Source organism: Micrococcus lylae, assembly GCF_900163825.1.
GTDB lineage: Bacteria > Actinomycetota > Actinomycetes > Actinomycetales > Micrococcaceae > Micrococcus > Micrococcus lylae.
Window position 1 is genome coordinate 48021 of record NZ_FUKP01000045.1, and the last position, 19678, is coordinate 67698.

The 19678-nt window shown below is 71.8% G+C and carries 20 protein-coding genes and 1 tRNA gene; 5 read left to right on the plus strand and 16 right to left on the minus strand.

Annotated features, from left to right (window positions below; translation table 11 throughout):
- Positions 1-74: 74 nt before the first annotated feature.
- The 5 genes from FM125_RS06835 to FM125_RS06855 form a co-directional block, all read right to left on the minus strand.
- Positions 75-551, minus strand: coding sequence for a bifunctional nuclease family protein (locus FM125_RS06835; RefSeq protein ID WP_067188715.1), 477 nt, complete (start codon positions 549-551; stop codon positions 75-77).
- Entirely contained in the window at positions 548-1306 is a 759-nt protein-coding gene (ftsR, locus tag FM125_RS06840) for a transcriptional regulator FtsR (protein WP_087134081.1), read from the minus strand. The genes FM125_RS06835 and ftsR overlap by 4 nt, the downstream gene beginning before the upstream one ends.
- 13 nt (positions 1307-1319) lie before the next feature.
- The gene (locus FM125_RS06845; protein ID WP_067188717.1) at positions 1320-1763 is read right to left on the minus strand and encodes an FHA domain-containing protein; all 444 of its coding nucleotides are present in this window, start codon (positions 1761-1763) and stop codon (positions 1320-1322) included.
- Between the two features lie 84 nt (positions 1764-1847).
- Positions 1848-2234, minus strand: a complete 387-nt coding sequence (gene gcvH / locus FM125_RS06850; protein WP_067188719.1) for a glycine cleavage system protein GcvH — start codon at positions 2232-2234, stop codon at positions 1848-1850.
- Positions 2235-2407: 173 nt separating this feature from the next.
- The gene (locus FM125_RS06855) at positions 2408-3880 is read right to left on the minus strand and encodes a peptide MFS transporter (RefSeq protein WP_087134098.1); all 1473 of its coding nucleotides are present in this window, start codon (positions 3878-3880) and stop codon (positions 2408-2410) included.
- A gap of 146 nt (positions 3881-4026) precedes the next feature.
- On the opposite strand from FM125_RS06855, the gene FM125_RS06860 reads away from it, so the two are divergent.
- The gene (locus FM125_RS06860) at positions 4027-4548 is read left to right on the plus strand and encodes an adenine phosphoribosyltransferase (RefSeq protein ID WP_070639191.1); all 522 of its coding nucleotides are present in this window, start codon (positions 4027-4029) and stop codon (positions 4546-4548) included.
- Positions 4549-4643: 95 nt separating this feature from the next.
- On the opposite strand, the gene FM125_RS06865 is transcribed toward FM125_RS06860, so the two are convergent.
- The 8 genes from FM125_RS06865 to FM125_RS06900 all read right to left on the minus strand — a co-directional run bounded on the left by FM125_RS06865 (position 4644) and on the right by FM125_RS06900 (position 13150).
- Positions 4644-4717 (minus strand) — tRNA-Pro (locus tag FM125_RS06865).
- A gap of 140 nt (positions 4718-4857) precedes the next feature.
- Positions 4858-5313 (minus strand): DUF4825 domain-containing protein, encoded by a 456-nt coding sequence (locus FM125_RS06870; protein ID WP_143745268.1) that lies wholly within the window; start codon positions 5311-5313, stop codon positions 4858-4860.
- A 73-nt stretch (positions 5314-5386) separates the two neighbouring features.
- Complete coding sequence (gene der / locus FM125_RS06875; RefSeq protein ID WP_082739983.1) at positions 5387-6838, minus strand: ribosome biogenesis GTPase Der; 1452 nt, start codon at positions 6836-6838, stop codon at positions 5387-5389.
- A gap of 83 nt (positions 6839-6921) precedes the next feature.
- Positions 6922-7710, minus strand: coding sequence for a (d)CMP kinase (cmk, locus tag FM125_RS06880; protein ID WP_087134083.1), 789 nt, complete (start codon positions 7708-7710; stop codon positions 6922-6924).
- 1 nt (position 7711) lies between these two features.
- Positions 7712-8866, minus strand: a complete 1155-nt coding sequence (locus FM125_RS06885) for a prephenate dehydrogenase (RefSeq protein ID WP_087134084.1) — start codon at positions 8864-8866, stop codon at positions 7712-7714.
- The gene (locus tag FM125_RS06890; RefSeq protein WP_087134085.1) at positions 8863-9840 is read right to left on the minus strand and encodes a pseudouridine synthase; all 978 of its coding nucleotides are present in this window, start codon (positions 9838-9840) and stop codon (positions 8863-8865) included. The genes FM125_RS06885 and FM125_RS06890 overlap by 4 nt, the downstream gene beginning before the upstream one ends.
- A 235-nt stretch (positions 9841-10075) precedes the next feature.
- Positions 10076-10936, minus strand: coding sequence for a ParA family protein (locus FM125_RS06895; RefSeq protein WP_067191142.1), 861 nt, complete (start codon positions 10934-10936; stop codon positions 10076-10078).
- A gap of 261 nt (positions 10937-11197) precedes the next feature.
- Positions 11198-13150, minus strand: a complete 1953-nt coding sequence (locus tag FM125_RS06900; RefSeq protein WP_087134086.1) for an AMP-binding protein — start codon at positions 13148-13150, stop codon at positions 11198-11200.
- A gap of 123 nt (positions 13151-13273) precedes the next feature.
- On the opposite strand from FM125_RS06900, the gene FM125_RS06905 reads away from it, so the two are divergent.
- The 4 genes from FM125_RS06905 (at position 13274) to FM125_RS06920 (ending at position 17634) form a co-directional block, all read left to right on the plus strand.
- Positions 13274-13963 carry a GntR family transcriptional regulator gene (locus FM125_RS06905; protein ID WP_087134087.1) on the plus strand — a complete coding sequence of 230 codons (690 nt, stop codon included), beginning with the start codon at positions 13274-13276 and terminating at the stop codon, positions 13961-13963.
- Positions 13960-15486 carry an MmgE/PrpD family protein gene (locus tag FM125_RS06910; protein ID WP_087134088.1) on the plus strand — a complete coding sequence of 509 codons (1527 nt, stop codon included), beginning with the start codon at positions 13960-13962 and terminating at the stop codon, positions 15484-15486. The genes FM125_RS06905 and FM125_RS06910 overlap by 4 nt, the downstream gene beginning before the upstream one ends.
- On the plus strand, positions 15486-16424 hold the full coding sequence (prpB, locus tag FM125_RS06915) for a methylisocitrate lyase (RefSeq protein WP_070639182.1): 939 nt from the start codon (positions 15486-15488) through the stop codon (positions 16422-16424). The genes FM125_RS06910 and prpB overlap by 1 nt, the downstream gene beginning before the upstream one ends.
- A gap of 67 nt (positions 16425-16491) precedes the next feature.
- A complete protein-coding gene (locus FM125_RS06920) occupies positions 16492-17634 on the plus strand; it encodes a bifunctional 2-methylcitrate synthase/citrate synthase (RefSeq protein ID WP_087134089.1) in 1143 nt (380 codons plus the stop codon).
- 63 nt (positions 17635-17697) lie between these two features.
- Here the strand turns inward: FM125_RS06920 and FM125_RS06925 are convergent, their stop codons facing one another.
- The 3 genes from FM125_RS06925 to FM125_RS06935 are packed head-to-tail and all read right to left on the minus strand — an operon-like array spanning position 17698 to position 19678.
- Entirely contained in the window at positions 17698-17928 is a 231-nt protein-coding gene (locus FM125_RS06925; protein ID WP_143745270.1) for a hypothetical protein, read from the minus strand.
- A 20-nt stretch (positions 17929-17948) separates the two neighbouring features.
- Positions 17949-18956: a site-specific tyrosine recombinase XerD gene (xerD, locus tag FM125_RS06930; protein ID WP_087134091.1), complete on the minus strand. Its 1008-nt coding sequence runs from the start codon at positions 18954-18956 to the stop codon at positions 17949-17951.
- The gene (locus tag FM125_RS06935) at positions 18953-19678 is read right to left on the minus strand and encodes an NUDIX domain-containing protein (RefSeq protein WP_087134092.1); all 726 of its coding nucleotides are present in this window, start codon (positions 19676-19678) and stop codon (positions 18953-18955) included. Before FM125_RS06935 ends, xerD begins: the two co-directional genes overlap by 4 nt.

Genomic DNA, 19678 nt, shown 5'->3' on the forward strand with positions numbered 1-19678 from the left:
GCCGGCGGCCGCCCGCAGGGGCACGACGACGGCCCGTGCCTCCGCCGTCCCCGCCCTGTGCACACGGGCTCGGCTCAGGCGAAGTCCTCCGGGTCCACGTCGTCGAGGAAGCGGCGGAAGGACTCCAGGTCGTCGGTGTCATGCTCCTGCGCGGGCACGCCCAGCTCCTCGACCACGGCCGGCGGGGCGAGCACGGGGGCCTCGGCCCGCAGCGCCACGGCCACGGCGTCCGAGGGGCGCGCGTCCAGCACGGTGCCGTCGGCGAGCACGAGCTCGCCGAGCACGGTTTCGCCCTCGGTTCCGGTGAGGCGGGCGCAGGAGACGGTGCCGCCCAGTGCCCGCACGGCGGACAGCAACAGGTCGTGGGTGAGCGGACGCGGCGGGGGGACGTCGTCCAGGACGAGCGCCACCGCGGTGGCCTCAGCGGCTCCCACCCACACGGGGACCACCCGGTCCCCCGCCGGAGTGAGCAGCAGCAGGGCGTGGTTCTGGGCGGGCAGGTCCACCCGGACTCCCAGGACAGTGAGGGGGACGTCGTCGGGAGCACTCATCGGCGCGGCCCCTCGGCGAGGGCGGAGACCCCGTCCTCCACGAGCGCGGAGTGCAGGGAGAGCATGGCCTCGCCGAGCCGGCGGGCCGTCTCTGCGGTGCGGGCGCGGGAGTCCTCGTCCCGGCGCGTGGCCAGCGGGGCCACGACCTGCTGCACGAGGCCGAGCTCGCGGTCTGCGGCGCCACGGACGGGCCGGAGGTGGCGCGGTTCCAGGCCGTGCTCGGCGAGGGTGGCCACGGCGGCCACCACGTCCGAGGCGTTCTCCGGGTAGCGGCCCTCGGCATCCGGCGCCGGGAGCAGCGCGTACCGCTCCATCTCGGCCAGGGCGGCCGGGGTCAGCCCATGGGCGGCGCAGAGCTCGTCCCCGGTGAGCCGGCGGGCGGTCGGCTCGGAGGGTGTGGCGCCGGCTCGCCGGGCGTCCAGGGTGTGCCCGCCGGGCAGCGGCTCCGGCCGCTCGCCCCGGTCCAGGGCGTCCAGGTGTTCGCGGATCACCTTCAGCGGGAGGAACTGGTCCCTCTGGACGGTGAGGACGAAGCGGAGCCGCGCCACGTCGTCTGCCGTGAACTTGCGGTACCCGGCCGGGGTGCGCGCCGGGTGGACCAGGCCGCGCTCCTCGAGGAAGCGCAGCTTGGAGGCCGCCACCCGGGGGAACTCGTCCTGCAGCTCCGTCAGCACCTCGCCGATCGTGAGCGTGGACGGCGACGCCCCCGAGTCCTCTCGGGGGCGTCGTGACGTGCGCGGGGCGTCTGCCTGCACGGCGTCCGTGGCCTCAGGCGCGGCCGGGGGCCGTGTAGTAGGTCATCCGGAACTTGCCGATCTGGACCTGCATGCCAGTGCGCATCTGCACCTGGTCCACACGGTCCTGGTTCACGAACGTGCCGTTCAGCGAATTGCTGTCCACCAGCTCGTAGCCCTGCTCGGAGCGGCGGAACTCCGCGTGGCGTCGGGACACGGTGACGTCGTCCAGGAAGATGTCGGCATCCGGATGGCGGCCGACCCGCACGACGTCTTCGTCCAGCAGGAAGCGTGCCCCGTGGTCCGGGCCCTCGTGGGCGACCAGCAGCGCCGAGTCCATGGGCAGCGCGGCGATCGCCTCGCGCTCCTCACCGGACAGGCTGTGATCGGTCACCGGAGCCAGGTCCGGGAGGCTGATGCTCGTGGTGTGGGCCTCAGGCTCGCGGCCGGCCCCGGCCGGAGAGTGGTGCTCCTGCATGGTGTGTCTCGACTCCTGATGAAGGCCCCGAGTCGCTCGGGGCGGGACGGCCGCTTCCTGCGGCGGATGACGTGGTCGCCGTCGTCAGCCGACCTGTGCGGTGTAGGCGGCGGCGTCCATGAGGGCGTCCATCTCGGACGCGTCGGACAGCTCGACCTCGAACAGCCAGCCGCCCTCGTACGGGGCGGTGTTGACCAGGCCCGGCTCGCCGTCGAGATCCTCGTTGACGGCGGTGACCTTGCCAGACACCGGGGCGAAGATGTCCGAGACGGACTTGGTGGACTCGACCTCCCCCACGGCGGACCCGGACTCCACGTCCGAGCCGACCTCCGGCAGGTCGACGTAGACGACGTCGCCCAGGGCGTCCTGCGCGAAGTCGGTGATGCCGATGCGCACGGTGCCGGCGGCTGAGGCCTCGGCGATCCACTCGTGCTCGGCGGAGTACTTCAGGCCCTCGGGAATGGCGGTCATGGCGGTGTCTCCTGTCTCAGTCGACGGACGGCGATGTCACTGCACATACTAACGGAGATGTGACGCGTTCCACGCCTCAGGCTCCCCCGGAGACACCGCGCCCCCGGTGCGCGGCGCACCGGGGGCGCGGGGCCGTCGTCGGGAAGGACGGACGGAAGACGGCTCCGACCGGGTCAGTCGATGCCGCGCATGGCGCGGTGGACCGGCTTGACCACCAGGAGCATCAGCACGCCCACCCCCACGGTCACGGCGCCGATGACGCCGAAGTAGGCGGCCTCGTTGTCCGGCGAGTAGGAGCCGGCCAGCGAGCCGGCCGCGGCGGTGCCGAGGGCTACGGAGAGGTTGTAGAGGGCCACCATGAGCACCGGGAACGCGGCCGGGGCCAGCTTCGTGGACAGGGACAGGCCCACCGGGGAGACCAGCAGCTCGCCGACCGTGGCCACGAACAGGATCAGGGTCAGCCACAGCAGCGGGACCGCGGCCACCGGGGCCATCGGGATGAACAGCAGGAAGGCCACGCCGATGGCGATCAGGCCCAGGCCGAACTTGGCCGGGGTGACCGGCTGGCGGCGGCCCAGCTTCGTCCACAGGGCGGCGAACAGCGGGGCGAACACGATGATGAAGATCGGGTTGATCGAGTTCACCCACTCCATCGGGATGTCCCAGCCGAACACGCTGCGGTCCAGGCGCTGCTCCGAATAGATGGCGATCACAGTGAACTGCTGCTGGAACAGGGCGAAGAAGACGGCGGAGCCGATGAACAGCGGGATGAACGCCTTCACGCGGGAGCGCTCGGCCGCGCTGACCTTGTCCGAGCGCAGCAGCACCGCGAAGATCGCCACGGCGGCGACGGCGGCCACCACGACCACGGCGTCGGCGAGGTTCCCGATGTTCAGCACACCGGTGGCGAAGAGGACGGCCACCACGGCCAGGGCGATCACCGCGACCAGGGCGGTGCGGCCGTAGGCGGAGCGGGGCAGGCGGTCCGGGACGGCGTGCACCTCGCGCGGCAGGGAGCGGCGGGCGACGGCGTACTGGACCAGGCCGATCGCCATGCCGACGGCGGCCAGGCCGAAGCCGACGTGGAAGCCCCAGGCCTCGCGGGCGGCGCCGGTGACGAGCGGGCCGATGAGGGCGCCGACGTTCACACCCATGTAGAAGATGGAGAAGCCGGCGTCGCGGCGCGGGTCCTCACGGGAGTACAGGGCGCCCACCAGGTTGGCGGCGTTCGCCTTCAGGCCGCCGGAGCCGACGGCCACGAGGGCCAGGCCGAGCGCCAGTCCGGCGTAGCCCGGCACGAGGGCCAAGGCGATGTGGCCGAACATGATGAGCACGGCGGAGTAGAACATGGTCCGCTCGGAGCCCAGCAGGCGGTCGGCCACCCAGCCGCCGAGGATGCAGAACACGTACACGAGGCCGCCGTAGGCGCCCACGATGCCGGTGGCGACGGCCTCGTCCATGCCCAGGCCGCCGCGGGTGAACTCCCAGCTCATGTAGTACACGAGCATGACCTGCATGCCGTAGAAGGAGAAACGCTCCCACATCTCCACGGAGAACAGGTTGGCCAGCTGGCGCGGCTGGCCGAGGAAGGTCTTGGTCTCGCCGGTCGTGCCGGCGGCGGTCGGGGTCTCTGGCGACGGGGTCATCGCACTGTCGTTCGGTGTCATCACCGGCCGCAGTGTGCTCTCCTTCACGTTCCGGGGCAACGGCCTCGGCCGGAGTGTCGCAGATCCGTCGGTGAGAATTCCCACACTCCGTTCAGGGTCCGCGCCCGCGCACGTAGGGTGTCCGAGTGCCGCAGTACCGAGACCTCACCCGCGCCCGCAGCCTGATCGCCCCTGTCCCGGACTTTCCCGAAGAGGGGGTCGTGTTCCAGGACGTCATGCCGCTGCTCACCGACCCGGTGGCCCTGCGCTCCTGCGTGAAGGAGATGCTCGCGCCGTTCATGGGCCGGTTCGACGTGGTCGCCGGGCTCGAGGCCCGCGGCTTCCTGCTCGCCGGCGCGGCCGCGATGGTCGCCGACGTCGGCATGGTCCCGATCCGGAAGGCCGGCAAGCTCCCCCGCCCGGCCGCCGAGGCCTCCTACGACCTCGAGTACGGGCAGGCGACCGTCGAGGTCCAGGCGGACGTGGCCCCCGGCAGCCGGGTGCTCGTCCTGGACGACGTGCTCGCCACCGGCGGCACCCTCAGCGCCGCCCACGAGGTGCTGCGCTCGATCGGCTGCGAGGTGGCCGGCAGCGCCGTGCTGCTGGAGATCCCCTCCCTCGGCGGCCGGTCCCGCGTGCCAGACGTGCACGCCGTCTTCGCCGGCTGAGACCGGCACGGTTGGCCGCGCCCGGCGGTCGCGCCGCACCGCCTCCGAGACGACGAAACCCGCGAGATCATGATGATCTCGCGGGTTTCAGCGGGTCGGGCATGCGGGATTTGAACCCACGACCTCTTGACCCCCAGTCAAGCGCGCTACCAAGCTGCGCCAATGCCCGAGATGTCGTACCGGCATCGCTGCCGGAACGGCACTGGAACACCATACAGCATGAGCGCGCCGTCCCAGGAATCACGTGCAGGCCACTGCCCGTCGCCCGCCGGGAAGAGGCGTCGCCCGCGGCGCAGCCTCGGGCCGGGCTCAGAACGTGTACGTCTCGTCCCCGACCTTGAACTCGACCTGTTCCAGGTTCCTGATGCGCTGCCTCGCCTGCTCCGCCTGCTCGCGCAGCGTCTGCTCCAGCACGGCCGGGTCGGCCTTCAACGCCTCGTCCTTGTACCGGACCTCGAGGACGCCCTGGTCGCCCTTGATGTGGAAGTCCTGGATGTCCTCGGCACCGGGCATACGACGGAACATCTCGGTGACCTCGCTGGCGTCTCCCAGCCAGCTGCCCCTGTACTCGTCCAGGCTCGACCAGTCGAACTGCTCCAGCGTCTGCCGGCTCATCTCCTCCAGGCCCTGCAGCGAGGCCCGGGCCTCGTCCGCCCTGTCGGTCAGCTGATCGATCTGGGCGCAGCCGGTCAGCCCGCCGCCCACGGCGAGCGCCGCAGCGGCGAGGAGGACGGCGGGACGGTGTCGGCGGTGGGCAGCGGTCATGGCGACATCGTAGGCGGACATCCTGGACGTCGTCGGGAAGCCACCGGGCCTGCGGGCCCGGTCCGGCGCCGGCTCAGCGGCGGCCGCGCTTCTCCCGCACGCGCATGCCGATCTCGACCGGGGTGCCCTCGAAGCCGAAGGTCTCGCGCAGGCGGCGGATGATGAAGCGGCGGTAGCCCGGGTCCAGGAAGCCGGTGGTGAAGAGCACGAACTTCGGCGGGCGGGAGGAGACCTGGGTGGCGAACAGGATACGGGGCTGCTTGCCGCCGCGCAGCGGATGCGGGTGGGCCGCCACCAGCTCACCGAGGAAGGCGTTGAGCTTGCCGGTCGGAATGCGGGTCTCCCAGGACTCCAGGGCGGTCTCCAGCGCCGGGACCAGGCGGTCCTTGTGCCAGCCGGTCTTCGCCGAGATGTTCACGCGCGGAGCCCAGGCCACGTGGGCCAGGTCCCGCTCGATCTCCCGCTCGAGGTCGTGGCGGCGGTCCTCGTCCACCTGGTCCCACTTGTTGTAGGCCAGCACGAGGGCACGGCCGGACTCCAGCGCCATCTGGACGATGCGGACGTCCTGCTCGGAGATCACCTGGTTCGCCTCGAGGAGCACCACGGCCACCTCGGCGCGGTCCAGGGCGGACGCGGTGCGCAGGGAGGCGTAGTAGTCCGAGCCGTGGGCCATGTGCTGGCGGCGGCGGATGCCCGCGGTGTCAACGAAGCGCCACAGGCGGCCGCCGAGCTCCACGAGCTCGTCCACCGGGTCGCGGGTGGTGCCGGCCAGGTCGTCCACCACCACGCGATCGGAGCCTGCCAGCTTGTTCAGCAGGGAGGACTTGCCCACGTTCGGACGGCCGATCAACGCGATCCGGCGTGGGCCGCCGCGCGGCACGAGGCCACCGTAGGCGGACTGCTCCGGAAGCTCCTCCAGGGCGGCGTCCAGCAGGTCTGCGGTGCCGCGGCCGTGGATGGCCGACACCGGGTACGGGTAGCCGAAGCCCAGGGACCACAGCTCGGCGGCGTCGGCCTCCTGCATGGCGTCGTCCACCTTGTTGGCGGCCACGATCACCGGGCGTGCCTTGCGGCGGAGCATGGTCACCACGGCCTCGTCGGTGGCGGTCATGCCCACCGTGGCGTCCACGACGAAGACCACGGCGTCGGCGACGTCCACGGCGAGCTCGGCCTGCTCGGCCACGCGCTTGTGGATGCCCTTGGCGTCGTGCTCCCAGCCACCGGTGTCCACCACGGTGAACACGCGGCCGTTCCACTCGGCCTCGTAGGAGACGCGGTCACGGGTGACGCCGGGGACGTCCTCCACCACGGCCTCGCGGCGGCCGATGATGCGGTTGACCAGCGTGGACTTGCCGACGTTCGGGCGGCCCACGATCGCCAGGACCGGCGGAACCGGCGCGTCCGTGACGTCGTCGGTCTCGTCGTCCCAGCCGGTGAGGAGGGAGGCGTCGTCCTCGTCCAGGTCGTAGTCCTCGAGGCCGGCGCGCAGGGAGGCGGCGCGGGCGTCGGTCTCCTCCTCGGTCATGGCGGCCAGGCGCTCGGCGACCTGGTCCTCGTGCTCGGGGATGTAGTCCTGGCCCTCGTCGGGCAGGGTCCTGTCGTTCTCTCTCACGGGCGGTGTCCTTCCACGGCCGGGGCTCCGGCCTGCAGCTGCACGGCGGCCAGGACGGCCGCGACGGTCTGGTCGAAGTCCAGCTCCGAGGAGTCCACAAGGGTCACACCGTCGGCGGGGCGCTCGAAGCTGGAGTGGGCGGAGTCGGTGCGGTCGCGTCCGGCGACCTGCGCCTTGAGGGTCTCAGCGTCCACGCCGGAGGCGGCTGCGGCGAGCTGTCCGGAGCGGCGGGCCATGCGGACCTGTTCGGAGGCGGTCAGCAGCACGCGGGCCTCGGCGTCCGGGGCCACCACTGTGGTGACGTCGCGGCCCTCGGCCACGATGCGGCCGGCGCGCTCGATCTCCGCGCGCTGGCGGCCCTGCAGGATCTCGCGCACGGGGATGACGCCGGCGACGCGGGACACGACGGCGGTGACCTCGGGGGTGCGGATGGCCTCGGTGACGTCGTGGCCGCCGACGGCGATGTGCTCGGAGTCCGGATCGGTGGACTGGGTCAGCTCCATGCCGCGCACGGCCTCGGTGACGGCGTCGGCGTCGTCGAGGTCCACGCCCTCGTTGACGCAGTGCCAGGCTGCGGCGCGGTACATGGCGCCGGTGTCCAGGTAGACGGCACCGAGGGCGCGGGCCACCTGCTTGGACACGGAGGACTTGCCGGAGCCGGACGGGCCGTCCACGGCCACCACCAGGCGGCCGGAGGCCACGGGCGCGACGTCGGTCGGAGTCCCGGTGACGTCGACGACGCCGTCCACGGCCGGGCTCGGGGTGGGGTTCGGGTTCTCGGTCATCTCAGACCACCTTCCATCCGCGTTCGGTCAGGGCGGCCGTCAGCTCCTCGCGGCGGCCGGGCAGCACGGAGATCTCCAGCATGCCCACCTCGTGTCCCGAGGCGTGGTCCATGCGCAGGTCCTCCACGTTGACTCCGGCGTCGCCGGTGGCCTGCAGGACCGCGGCGATCTGTCCGGGGGTGTCGTCCACGACGACCGTCACCACGGCGAAGGCCTGCGGAGGGGCGCCGTGCTTGCCGGGGATCCGGGTCTGGCCCGCGTTGCCCTCGGCGATCAGCTGGGCGATGTCGAGCCTCGCACCGGGGGCGTCCGGGGCCTCGAGGGTGCCGATCAGCCGGTCCAGGTCCGCGCGGACCCCGTGGAGGATCTCCACCAGGCGCGTGGCGTTGCCGGCGAGGATCTGCACCCACAGCTGCGGGTCGGAGGCCGCGATGCGCGTGGTATCCCGCAGGCCGTTGCCCGCCAGGGCCAGCGAGGCGGCCGGGGTCTGCTGCAGCCGGGAGGCCACGAGCGAGGCCGCCACCTGGGGCAGGTGCGAGATCAGGGCGACGGAGGCGTCGTGCTCCCCCGCGTCCATCGTGTGCACCGTGGCGCCGGTCAAGGCCGCGAGCGCCTCAGCAGCCGCGACCGCCTCGGCTGCGGTGTCCGGTTCGGCGCAGACGACCCAGGGCGCGGCGGTGAACAGGGTGCCACGGGCGGCGACGGGGCCGGACCGCTCTCGTCCGGCCATCGGGTGGGTGCCCACGTAGCGGCTCGCCGACTCCGCGGAGAGCAGCCCCTTCTCGACGGCGGCACGCACGTCCGCCTGCACGCTCGCCTTCACGGACGCGATGTCCATGACCACGGCCTCGGGCCAGCGGCGCAGCGAGTCCACGGCCACACGGCCGGCCACGTCCGGCGGCGCGGCGACGACGACCGTGCCCGGCGTCGTCACGTCCGCGCCCTCGCCGGCACCGGCCCCGGCGACGTCCCCCTCGAGCTCCACGGCCCGACCGGCGCCGATGTCCCGGGCCACGGCGAGCGCGGAGGGGGACGGGTCGTGCAGGAGCACCTCGACGCCGCTGCCGCGCAGGGCGAGGCCGATCGAGGTGCCGAGCAGGCCGGTGCCGCGCACCAGCACCGGCTGCGGCAGCGCCGCAGGACCGGCCGTGCTCACAGGCCCACCATCGCCTTGAGGTGGCCGAGTTCCTGGGCGTTCATGACGCGGACGGAGCCCTGCTTCTGGTCGCCGAGCAGGATCGGGCCGATCTTCACACGCACGAGGCGCTCGACCGGGTGGCCGACGGCGTCGAACATGCGGCGGACGATGCGGTTCTTGCCGGAGTGCAGGACGACCTCCACGAGCACGTGGCCCGGGGTGGAGTCCACGAGCTTGAACGAGTCGACCTTGGCCGGTCCGTCCTCCAGCTCCACACCGGCGCGCAGCTGGTTGGAGACGCCCTTGGGCAGCGGCCCCTTGACCTGGACCAGGTAGGTCTTCGGCACCTCGTAGGAGGGGTGCAGCAGGCGGTTGGCGAGCTCGCCGTCGTTGGTGAGGACCAGCAGGCCCTCGGTGTCGTTGTCCAGGCGTCCCACGTGGAAGAGGTGCTCCTGGCCGGACTTGAGGTAGGTGGCGATGGACGGCCGGCCGTCCGGGTCCACCATGGTGGAGATGACGCCGCGCGGCTTGTTGAAGACGAGGTACTGCTTGGCCACGTCGGTCTGCACGGAGATGCCGTCCACGCGGATCACGGAGGTCTTGGGGTCCACGCGCAGGCCGGGTTCGGTGACGATGACGCCGTCCACCTCCACGCGTCCCTCGGCGATGAGGTCCTCGCAGACGCGGCGGGAGGCGACTCCGGCGGCCGCCATGACCTTCTGCAGGCGCTCCCCGTCCTCGTGGTGGATGCGGCCGAGGTTCTGCTCCGCGGCGCGGGCGGCGCCTGCGCCCTTGCCGCGGCGGGTGTGGCGGCTGCGCGGGGCCTCGTCGTAGAAGTCCGGGGTCGGCTCGTCGCGGCGACGGGGACCGCCCTTCCTCCCCGCGCCCTTGCGGGCGCCGATCTGACGCTGGAAGTCACGCTCCTGGAACGGCCCGCCGCGCTTGCCGACGGCGGGGGTTCGTCCGGAGCCTCGCGGCTTGCGGGAGTTCATGGGAGTCGTGGTCCTTCCTGGTTCGTCCGCTCGCTCGGCGCGGCGCAGTCGGCCGGTCTCGTCGGCCGTGGGCACAGGCTGCGGGCGGTGGTGTCGGTGGGGGCGCCGCGGCGTCGGCCGCCGGGCCCCGGACGCGCGTCGGGCGCACGTCGAACTGCCATTCTCGCAGATCGTCGCGCGCCCGTCGCGGTCTCGCCGGTGTGAGCTTCGGCCCGCCCGGCGGCGACTCAGCCGGTCACGGCGCCCCGCCGCGGCAGATGAGCTCGCGCGCGAGCTGCCGGTAGGCCTTGGCGCCGTCGTGGTTCTCGGCGAACTGCGTGATCGGGGCGGCGGCCACGGTGGCGTCGGCGAACTTGATGGAGCGCTTGATGACGGTCTCGAAGACCTTGTCCCCGAAGCCGGCCACGAGCGAGCCCACGACCTCCTTGGAGTGGAGGGTGCGCTGGTCGAACATGGTGGCCAGCACGCCGTCGATCTCCAGGTCCGGGTTGAGGCGGTCCTGGACCTTCTCGATGGTCTCCACCAGCAGGGCCACGGCGCGCAGGGCGAAGAACTCGGCGGTCAGCGGGATGATCACGCCGTGGGAGGCGGTCAGGGCGTTGACGGTGAGCAGGCCGAGGGACGGCTGGCAGTCGATGAGGATGACGTCGTACTCGTCCCGCACCTGGCGCAGGGCCCGCTCGAGCACCTGCTCGCGGGCGACCTCGTTGACGAGCTGCACCTCGGCGGCGGACAGGTCGATGTTCGCCGGCAGCAGGTCCATGTTCTCGAACTCGGTCTCGAGGATCGCATCCTTGGCCGAGGTCTTCCGCTCCATGAGCACGTTGTAGACGGTGACGTCGAGCTCGTGGGGGCTGGTGCCGAGCCCTGCGGAGAGGGCTCCCTGGGGGTCGAAGTCCACCATGAGCACGCGGCGGCCGTAGCCGGCCAGGGCCGCACCGAGGTTGATGGTGGAGGTCGTCTTCCCGACGCCGCCCTTCTGGTTCACCATCGAGATGATGCGGGCCGGACCATGGCCCTCGAGCGGGCGCGGCTCGGGGAAGTCGTGCTTGGGCCGTCCGGTGGGGCCCAGGACCGGCTCGCCCTTGATGGTCATCACGGGGATCGGGTCGTACGTCGACACGGGCTGCGACTCCTTCTGCCCGGAACGGCGCGCGGCCGCGGTCCGGGGCGGGTGGCTGGGGGCGGCGTCCTCCGCACCTCCTGCACCGGTGCGGTGCCGGGGGCGGTCGGAGCCGTTCTGCTCGGACTCCACAGTAGACCCTGCTCGCGGATCGTGCCGAGGCCGCAGGCCACGACGACGACCCTCGCCTCCGCCGGCCGCGTCCCCCACGCTCCCCGACGAGCCGGTGGCCTGTCAGCCGCGCGGAGAGAGCAACGACTTCAGGTCCTCGAGCACCGAGGCGTCCTCGATGGTCGAAGGCACGGTGTACTCCTCGCCGTCGGCCATCTGCCGCATGGTCTTGCGCAGGATCTTGCCGGAGCGGGTCTTCGGCAGGGCATCCACGATCGCCACGTCGCGGAAGTCGGCCACGGGGCCCACGCCGCGGCGGACGGCCGCTGTGAGCTCGTCGAAGAGCATGGTCTCCTCCTGTGATCCGGGGTCGGGGGCGGCCACGCCGGACTTGAGGACCACGTAGCCGGAGGGACGCTGTCCCTTGAAGTCGTCGGCAACACCGATCACGCAGCACTCGGCGACCGCCGGGTGCGTGGCGAGTGCGGCTTCGAGCACGCCGGTGGACAGACGGTGGCCGGAGACGTTGATGACGTCGTCCGTGCGGCCCAGGACGAACACGTAGCCGTCGTCGTCGACGATGCCGGAGTCGCCTGTGGCGTAGTGGCCTTCGAACGCGGACAGGTAGGAGTCGATGAAGCGCTGGTCGTCGCCCCACAGGCTCTGCAGGGTGCCCGGGGGCATCGGCAGGCGGACGGCGATGTTCCCCTCCACTCCGGCCTCCACCGGTTCGCCCATGCCGTCCAGCACGACCACGTCGTAGCCCGGTGACGGGACCGAGGCCGAACCGGTCTTCACCGGCAGCAGCTCAAGGCCCACCGGGTTGGCGGCGATGGCCCAGCCCGTCTCGGTCTGCCACCAGTGGTCGACCACCGGGATCTGCAGCAGCCCTTCCGCCCACTTCTGGGTCTCGGGGTCCAGCCGCTCGCCCGCCGCGTAGAGGGTCTTCAGGCAGGAGATGTCGTACTGGTCCTTCAGCTCGCCGTCCGGGTCCGCGCGGCGGATGGCGCGCAGAGCGGTGGGGGCGGTGAAGAAGGACTTCACCCCGTGCTGGGAGATCACGCGCCAGAACGCGCCGGCGTCCGGGGTGCCCACCGGCTTGCCCTCGTAGAGGACGGTGGTGGCACCGGCCAGCAGCGGGGCGTACACGATGTACGAGTGGCCCACGACCCAGCCCACGTCCGAGGCCGTGAACATGACCTCGCCCGGGCCCACGTCGTAGATGTTCTCCATGGTCCAGCGCAGCGCCACGGCGTGGCCGCCGTTGTCCCGGACGACGCCCTTGGGCTTGCCTGTGGTGCCGGAGGTGTAGAGCACGTAGAGCGGGTCGGTGGCCTTCACGTCCACGGGGGCGGCCGGCTCGGCGGCGTCCACGGCCTCGCCCCAGTCCTTCCAGGTGGCGCCGCCGCGGTCGGCGACGTCGGCCAGAGCGGTCTGGAAGCCGTCGCGGTGGTGCACCAGCACGGTGCGGACGGTGTGCTCCGCCTCCTCGAGGGCCTCGGCCACGGCCGGCAGGTACTCCACACGGCGGCGGGGCTCGATGCCGCCGGAGCAGGTGAGGACCACGTCCGGGGCGGCGTCGTCGATGCGGGCGGCCAGCTCCTTGGGGGCGAAGCCGCCGAACACCACGGAATGGACGGCGCCCAGGCGGGCACAGGCCAGCATGGCGATGGGAGCCTCGGCGATCATCGGCAGATAGACCAGGACGCGGTCCCCCTTGGCGACCCCCTCGGCGGCCAGCGCACCGGCGACCGCGGCGACCTTCTCGGTGAGCTGCGCGTAGGTGTACTCGGTGACCTCGCCGGTCATGGCGGAGTCGTGGACGAGCGCGACGGCGTCCCCGCGGCCGGCTGCGACGTGGCGGTCCAGGCAGTTGTAGGCGGTGTTCATCACGCCGTCGGGGAACCAGCGGTACAGGGGCGCGTCGGAGTCGTCGACGGCCGAGGTGGGCCGGGTCGTCCAGTCGATGGCCTGGGCGGCCTCCAGCCAGAAGCCGTCCGGATCGGACAGGGACCGGGCGTGCGCCTCGGCGTACGCGCCGGCCGTGGGGGTGGTGGAAGCATCATGAGTCGCCATACCCTGATCGTAGTGTCCCCACTCACACACGAACAAGGTTCGATGTATACATTTTCTCCATGCGACAGGGAAATGACCCCGGTGGCTTCCCTTACTTCCGTACGTTCTGTATACACTGGAGTCATGCGAGCAAGTGAGAGGGCGTACCACACGCTCCGGTCCGAGATCCTGGACTGGACGCTGCCGCCCGGCACCGTGCTCGGAGAGGTGGAGCAGGCCGAGCGCCTCGGCATCTCCCGCACGCCTGTGCGCGAGGCCCTCTCCAAGCTGGTCGCCGACGGTCTGGCCGAGCACGGCGGCGGCCGCGGCGTCCTCGTCGCAGACCTCTCTCTCGAACAGGCCGACCAGCTGTTCGACCTGCGCATCGCCCTCGAGTCCCTGCTCGCCCGCCGCGCCGCCGAGCGCGCCCGGGGCGAGACCGCCGACCGCTTCCGCGCCCTGGCCGAGCGCTTCGCCACGGTGGCCGACGCCCTCGACGCCGGGGCCGACCCCTCGGACTACTACGACATGGCCGGCGACCTGGACGTCGCCCTCGACGAAGCGGCGGCCAATCCCTACCTCGTCTCGGCGCTGCGCACCCTGAGGCTGCACCTGGCCCGGCTGCGCCGACTCTCCGCCAACGACCCGGCCCGTCTGGCCGCCTCCGCGGCCGAACACGCGGACATCGCCTCCGCGGTCGCCTCCGGCGCCGGGGACCTGGCCGAGGCCACCACGCGGGTGCACCTGCACCACGCCTTCCGCCACCTGACCAGCCACACGACCCCCGACCACACCGACACACTCTTGACCGCGTCGTCGAAGGAGAACCGATGAAGAACCACGAAGTCCGCGTCTACCGCTCGGAGGAGAACCTCCCCCGTGAGGACCAGCTCGCCTGGAAGCTCGCCGAGGTCGCCGTCGACCCCGTCGAGGTGGAGGCCGAGGTGGAGGAGATGATCATCAACCGCATCATCGACAACGCCTCCGTCGCCGTCGCCTCCCTGAAGCGCGGCCCGATCGTTGCCGCCCGGGCGCAGGCCATGTGCCACCCGGTGTCCGCCAACGGCGAGGGCGCCACCGTCTTCGGCATCGACCAGAAGGTCTCCCCGGAGTGGGCCGCCTGGGCCAACGGGGTCGCCGTCCGCGAGCTGGACTACCACGACACCTTCCTCGCCGCCGAGTACTCGCACCCGGGCGACAACATCCCGCCGATCCTGGCCGTCGCCCAGCACGCCGGCCGCTCCGGCAAGGACCTGGTCCGCGGCATCGCCACGGGCTACGAGGTCCAGGTCGACCTCGTCAAGTCGATCTGCCTGCACAAGCACAAGATCGACCACGTGGCCCACATCGGCCCGTCGGCCTCCGCCGGCATCGGCACCCTGCTCGGCCTGGACACCGAGACCATCTTCCAGGCGATCGGCCAGGGCCTGCACACCACCACCGCCACCCGCCAGTCGCGCAAGGGCGAGATCTCGACGTGGAAGGCCCACGCCCCGGCGTTCGCCGGAAAGATGGCCGTGGAGGCCGCCGACCGCGCCATGCGCGGCCAGACCTCCCCGGTCCCGATCTACGAGGGCGAGGACGGCGTCATCGCCTGGATGCTCGACGGCCCGGACGCCCGCTACGAGGTCCCGCTGCCGGAGAAGGGCGAGCCCAAGCGCGGCATCCTGGACACCTACACCAAGGAGCACTCCGCCGAGTACCAGGCCCAGGCCTGGATCGATCTGGCCCGCAAGCTCCACAAGGAGCACCCGGAGGCCACCGACCCGAAGAACGTGGAGTCGGTGCTCATCAAGACCTCGCACCACACCCACTATGTGATCGGCTCGGGCGCGAACGATCCGCAGAAGTACGACCCGACGGCCTCCCGCGAGACCCTCGACCACTCGATCCCGTACATCTTCACCGTGGCCCTGCAGGACGGCACCTGGCACCACGTGGACTCCTACGCCCCGGAGCGCGCCGGCCGCGAGGACACCGTCGCCCTGTGGCACAAGGTGACCACCGTGGAGGACCCGGAGTGGACCCGCCGCTACCACTCGATGGACCTGGACGAGAAGGCCTTCGGCGGCGCCGTGGAGATCACGCTCGCCGACGGCACCGTCATCACCGACGAGATCGCCGTGGCCGACGCCCACCCGCTGGGCGCCCGTCCGTTCGCCCGTGAGCAGTACATCCAGAAGTTCCGCACCCTGGCCGAGGGCATCGTGACCCCGGAGGAGCAGGACCGGTTCCTGGACGCCGTGCAGCGCCTGTCCGAGCTCAAGGCCGGCGAGCTGGACCAGCTCAACGTCAAGGCCGACCCGGCCTGGCTGACGGAGCAGGACCTGGCCGACGCCCCGAAGGGACTGTTCTGATGCTGTACTCCACGCTCACCGCCGAGCAGAAGCGCAAGAACCTGCGCGCGACGCTCGCCGAGGGCGGCGCCGCCCAGTTCCCGGGCGCGTTCACCCCGCTCACCGCGCGGCTGATCGAGGAGAAGGGCTTCCCCGGTGTCTACATCTCCGGTGCCGTCCTGGCGAACGAGCTGGGCCTGCCGGACGTCGGCCTGACCACCCTCACCGAGGTCGCCGCCCGCGGCGGCCAGATCGCCCGCCTCACGGACCTGCCCTGCATCATCGATGCGGACACCGGGTTCGGCGAGCCGATGAACGTGGCGCGCACCGTCCAGGAGCTCGAGGACGCCGGCCTGGCCGGCTGCCACATCGAGGACCAGTTCAATCCGAAGCGCTGCGGCCACCTGGACGGCAAGAACATGGTGGACCTGGAGACCGCGGTCAAGCGCATCCGCGCCGCCGTGGACGCCCGCCGTGATCCGAACTTCCTCATCATGGCGCGCACCGACCTGCGCGCCGTGGAGGGCCTGGACGCGGCCATCGCCCGTATGAAGGCCCTTGTGGAAGCCGGCGCCGACGCGATCTTCCCCGAGGCCCTCAAGGACCTCGGCGAGTTCGAGACCGTCTGCAGGGAGCTGAAGCCCCTCGGCGTCCCGGTCCTGGCGAACATGACCGAGTTCGGCAAGTCGGAGCTGTTCACCCGCGACCAGCTCGCCGGCGTCGGCGTGGCCATGGTGATCTACCCCGTGACCCTGCTGCGTTCCTCGATGGGCGCCTCCGAGCGCGTGCTCGACGCGATCCGCACCGAGGGCACCCAGCAGTCGCAGGTGGACCAGATGCTCACCCGTGCGCGTCTCTACGAGCTCGTGGACTACGAGGCGTACAACCAGTTCGACACCGGGATCTTCAACTTCGAGGTCCCGACGCTCGACATCGAGTCCAATAACGCCAACCTCTGAACCACCCCCGCCGGCGGCGCGGCACCCCCACGCCGCGCCGCCGGCCGTTCCCCCAAGGAGGGACACCATGTCTGACGAGATCAAGAAGGGCCTTGCCGGCGTCGTCGTGGACTACACGGCGATCTCCAAGGTGAACCCGGAGACCAACTCCCTGCTCTACCGCGGCTACCCGGTGCAGGACCTCGCCGCGAACCTGCCGTTCGAGGCCGTCGCCCTGCTGCTGTGGACCGGTGACCTGCCCACCGAGGACGAGCTCAAGCAGTTCCAGGAGTTCGAGCGCGCACACCGCGCCCTGGACCCGAACGTGAAGCAGGCCATCGACCTGCTGCCGACCGACTGCCACCCGATGGACGTGGGCCGCACCGCGGTCTCCGTGCTGGGCGCGAACCACCCGAAGGCGGAGGACTCCTCCCCGGAGGCCGAGCTGGAGAAGGCCAAGGCCCTCTTCGCCGCGTTCCCGGCGGTCGTTGCCTACGACCAGCGCCGGCGCCGCGGCCAGGACGTCGTGGAGCCGAACGCGGATCTGGACTACTCCGCGAACTTCCTGTGGATGACCTTCGGTGAGGAGCAGCCGGAGGAGGTCGTCGACGCGTTCCGCGTGTCGATGGTCCTCTACGCGGAGCACTCCTTCAACGCGTCGACCTTCACCGCCCGTGTGATCACCTCGACCCTGTCCGACCTGCACTCGGCCGTGACCGGCGCCATCGGCGCCCTCAAGGGCCCGCTGCACGGCGGCGCGAACGAGGCGGTCATGCACACCTTTGACGAGATCGGCATCCGCAAGGAGGAGTCTCGCGAGGACGCCGCCGGCCGCGCGAAAGCCTGGATAGAGGACGCCCTGGCCCAGAAGAAGAAGATCATGGGCTTCGGCCACCGCGTCTACAAGAACGGCGACTCCCGTGTACCGACCATGAAGGCCGCCCTGGACCGCATGATCGCCCACTACGGCCGCGACGAGATGCTCGGCCTGTACGACGGCCTCGAGGCCGCCATGGGCGAGGCCAAGGACATCAAGCCGAACCTGGACTATCCGGCCGGCCCGACCTATCACCTGATGGGCTTCGACACCGAGATGTTCACGCCCATCTTCATCGCCTCCCGCATCACCGGCTGGACCGCGCACATCATGGAGCAGCGTGCCTCGAACGCCCTGATCCGCCCCCTGTCCGAGTACAACGGTCCGGACCAGCGCGAGCTGCCGAACGGCTGACCGCTCGCATCTCGGACCGCCCGCGGTCGGCCCCCTGGAGCGCCGACTGCGGGCGGTTCGTCGTCAGGGACGCACGGCGCGGGCGGCGCGGGCGGCGCGGAGTGCGAGGACGGTTGCCGGCACTGACGCTGCGGCGCCGGTGAGGGCGGCCAGGACACAGGCTCCTGGCCGCCCTTGCCCCGTCCGGCGCAGCAGTGTCTCCTCGACGAGTGGGATCCTGCTGCCCGTGACCAGTTCCTCCATGTTGTGCACGGCGAACACCGCGAGCAGGACGTGCCCGTCGTGCCCCGTCATCGCCCGACGCCCCATCCGGCTCACCGGGCCCGCGGGTGGGCCGAGGCGTAGACCTCCCGAAGGGTGTCCACGGTGACGAGCGTGTAGACCTGCGTGGTGGTCACCGAGGCGTGGCCGAGCAGCTCCTGGACCACCCGGACATCGGCGCCGCCGGAGAGCAGGTGGGTGGCGAAGCAGTGGCGCAGGGTGTGCGGCGAGACCTCGGCGGTGATCCCGGCGCGCTCGGCGGCGCTGCGGATGACGGCCCAGGCGGACTGCCGGGACAGCCGGCCGCCGCGGGTGTTCAGGAACAGGGCCGGCGTGGTCGTCGTCGCCCCGGCCAGCAGTGCGGGGCGGCCACGGACGAGGTAGGCGTCCAGGGCGGAGGCGGCGTAGCGGCCGACCGGGACCACGCGCTCCTTCGAGCCCTTGCCGAACAGACGGACGACGGGCTGGCCCGGCGCGGGGCCGTCGTCGTACTCGGCGGATTCGGTGCTCTCGGCCAGGGCGGCGGTGATGCCCACGACGTCGTCCACGTCCAGGCCCACGGTCTCGGAGACGCGGGCGCCGGTGCCGTAGAGGAACTCCAGCAGCGCGCGGTCCCGCAGGCCCGTGGGGGTGTCCTCGGAGCAGGCCTCGAGCAGCGCGGTGGTCTCCTCGATGCTCAGGGCCTTGGGCAGCCGGCGGCCGGGCTTCGGCGGGGAGACGGCGCGGGCGGGGTCGTCCGCGGCAAGGCCCTCGAGGGCCCAGAACCGATGGAGGCCGCGGACGGCCACGAGCACCCGGGCGGCGGAGCGGACGGCCAGCGCGGCGCCGCCGTCCCCGCCGGTGGACAGCGCCTGCAGGAAGCCGGTGACGTGGCCGGTGGCCACGTCCTCCGGCGCGGTCACTCCGGAGGCCGCCAGCCAGCGCAGGTAGCGGTCCAGGTCACGGCGGTAGGCGGCGAGGGTGTTCGCGGACCTGCCCTTCTCGACCGTGAGGTGGTCGAGGAACCTCCGGACGGCGTCGGTCAGCTCGGCGGAGGGTGCCGCGGCGTCCTCGGTGCTCATCCCAGTGGGTCGTCCTGGCGGCCGGGCACGAAGGGCGCGTCCACGGGACGCAGTCGCCGCCAGCCGCGGGCGCGGTGGGCGTGCAGGGCCAGGACCGCGACGACGGCCTGCGGGTTGTGGATGCGCCCGTCCAGGACGGCGTCGGTCACCTCGTCCACGGCGATCCAGGCCAGCGGCATATGGGCCTCCTCCTCCGTGCGGGTGAACCGCTCGCCCTCCGGGACCTCCTCCACCTGGCGGGCCAGGAAGACGCGGATGGCCTCGGTGGAGCCGCCGGGGGTGGTGAAGAAGTCGACCAGGGTGTGCCATTCTCGGGCGCGCAGGTCGGCCTCCTCCCACAGCTCGCGGACGGCCACCTGGTGCAGGTCTTCGCCCTTCTTGTCCCGCAGCCCGGCGGGGATCTCCCAGAGCTCCATGCCGACCGGGTGGCGGTACTGGCGGAGAAGCGCGACCTGCTCCTGCGGACCGGCGGAGGTCATGGCGGTGCGGGTGGCCAGGACGGCGACGGCACCGGGATGGATCAGGACCTCGCGGACGATCGGATCGGCGTCCTTGTCCTTGGGGTCCATGCGGAACGTCTCCCGCTCCACGTCCCACACCCTGCCCTCGAAGACGGTCTTGGCCTTCTTGACCCTGCGCGGTGCGTGGACGTCGCGCAGCGGCGCACGCCCGCGGCGGCGGTTCTCGTCGGCGGCCGCGTCCGGCTGCGGCTTCGGTGCCAT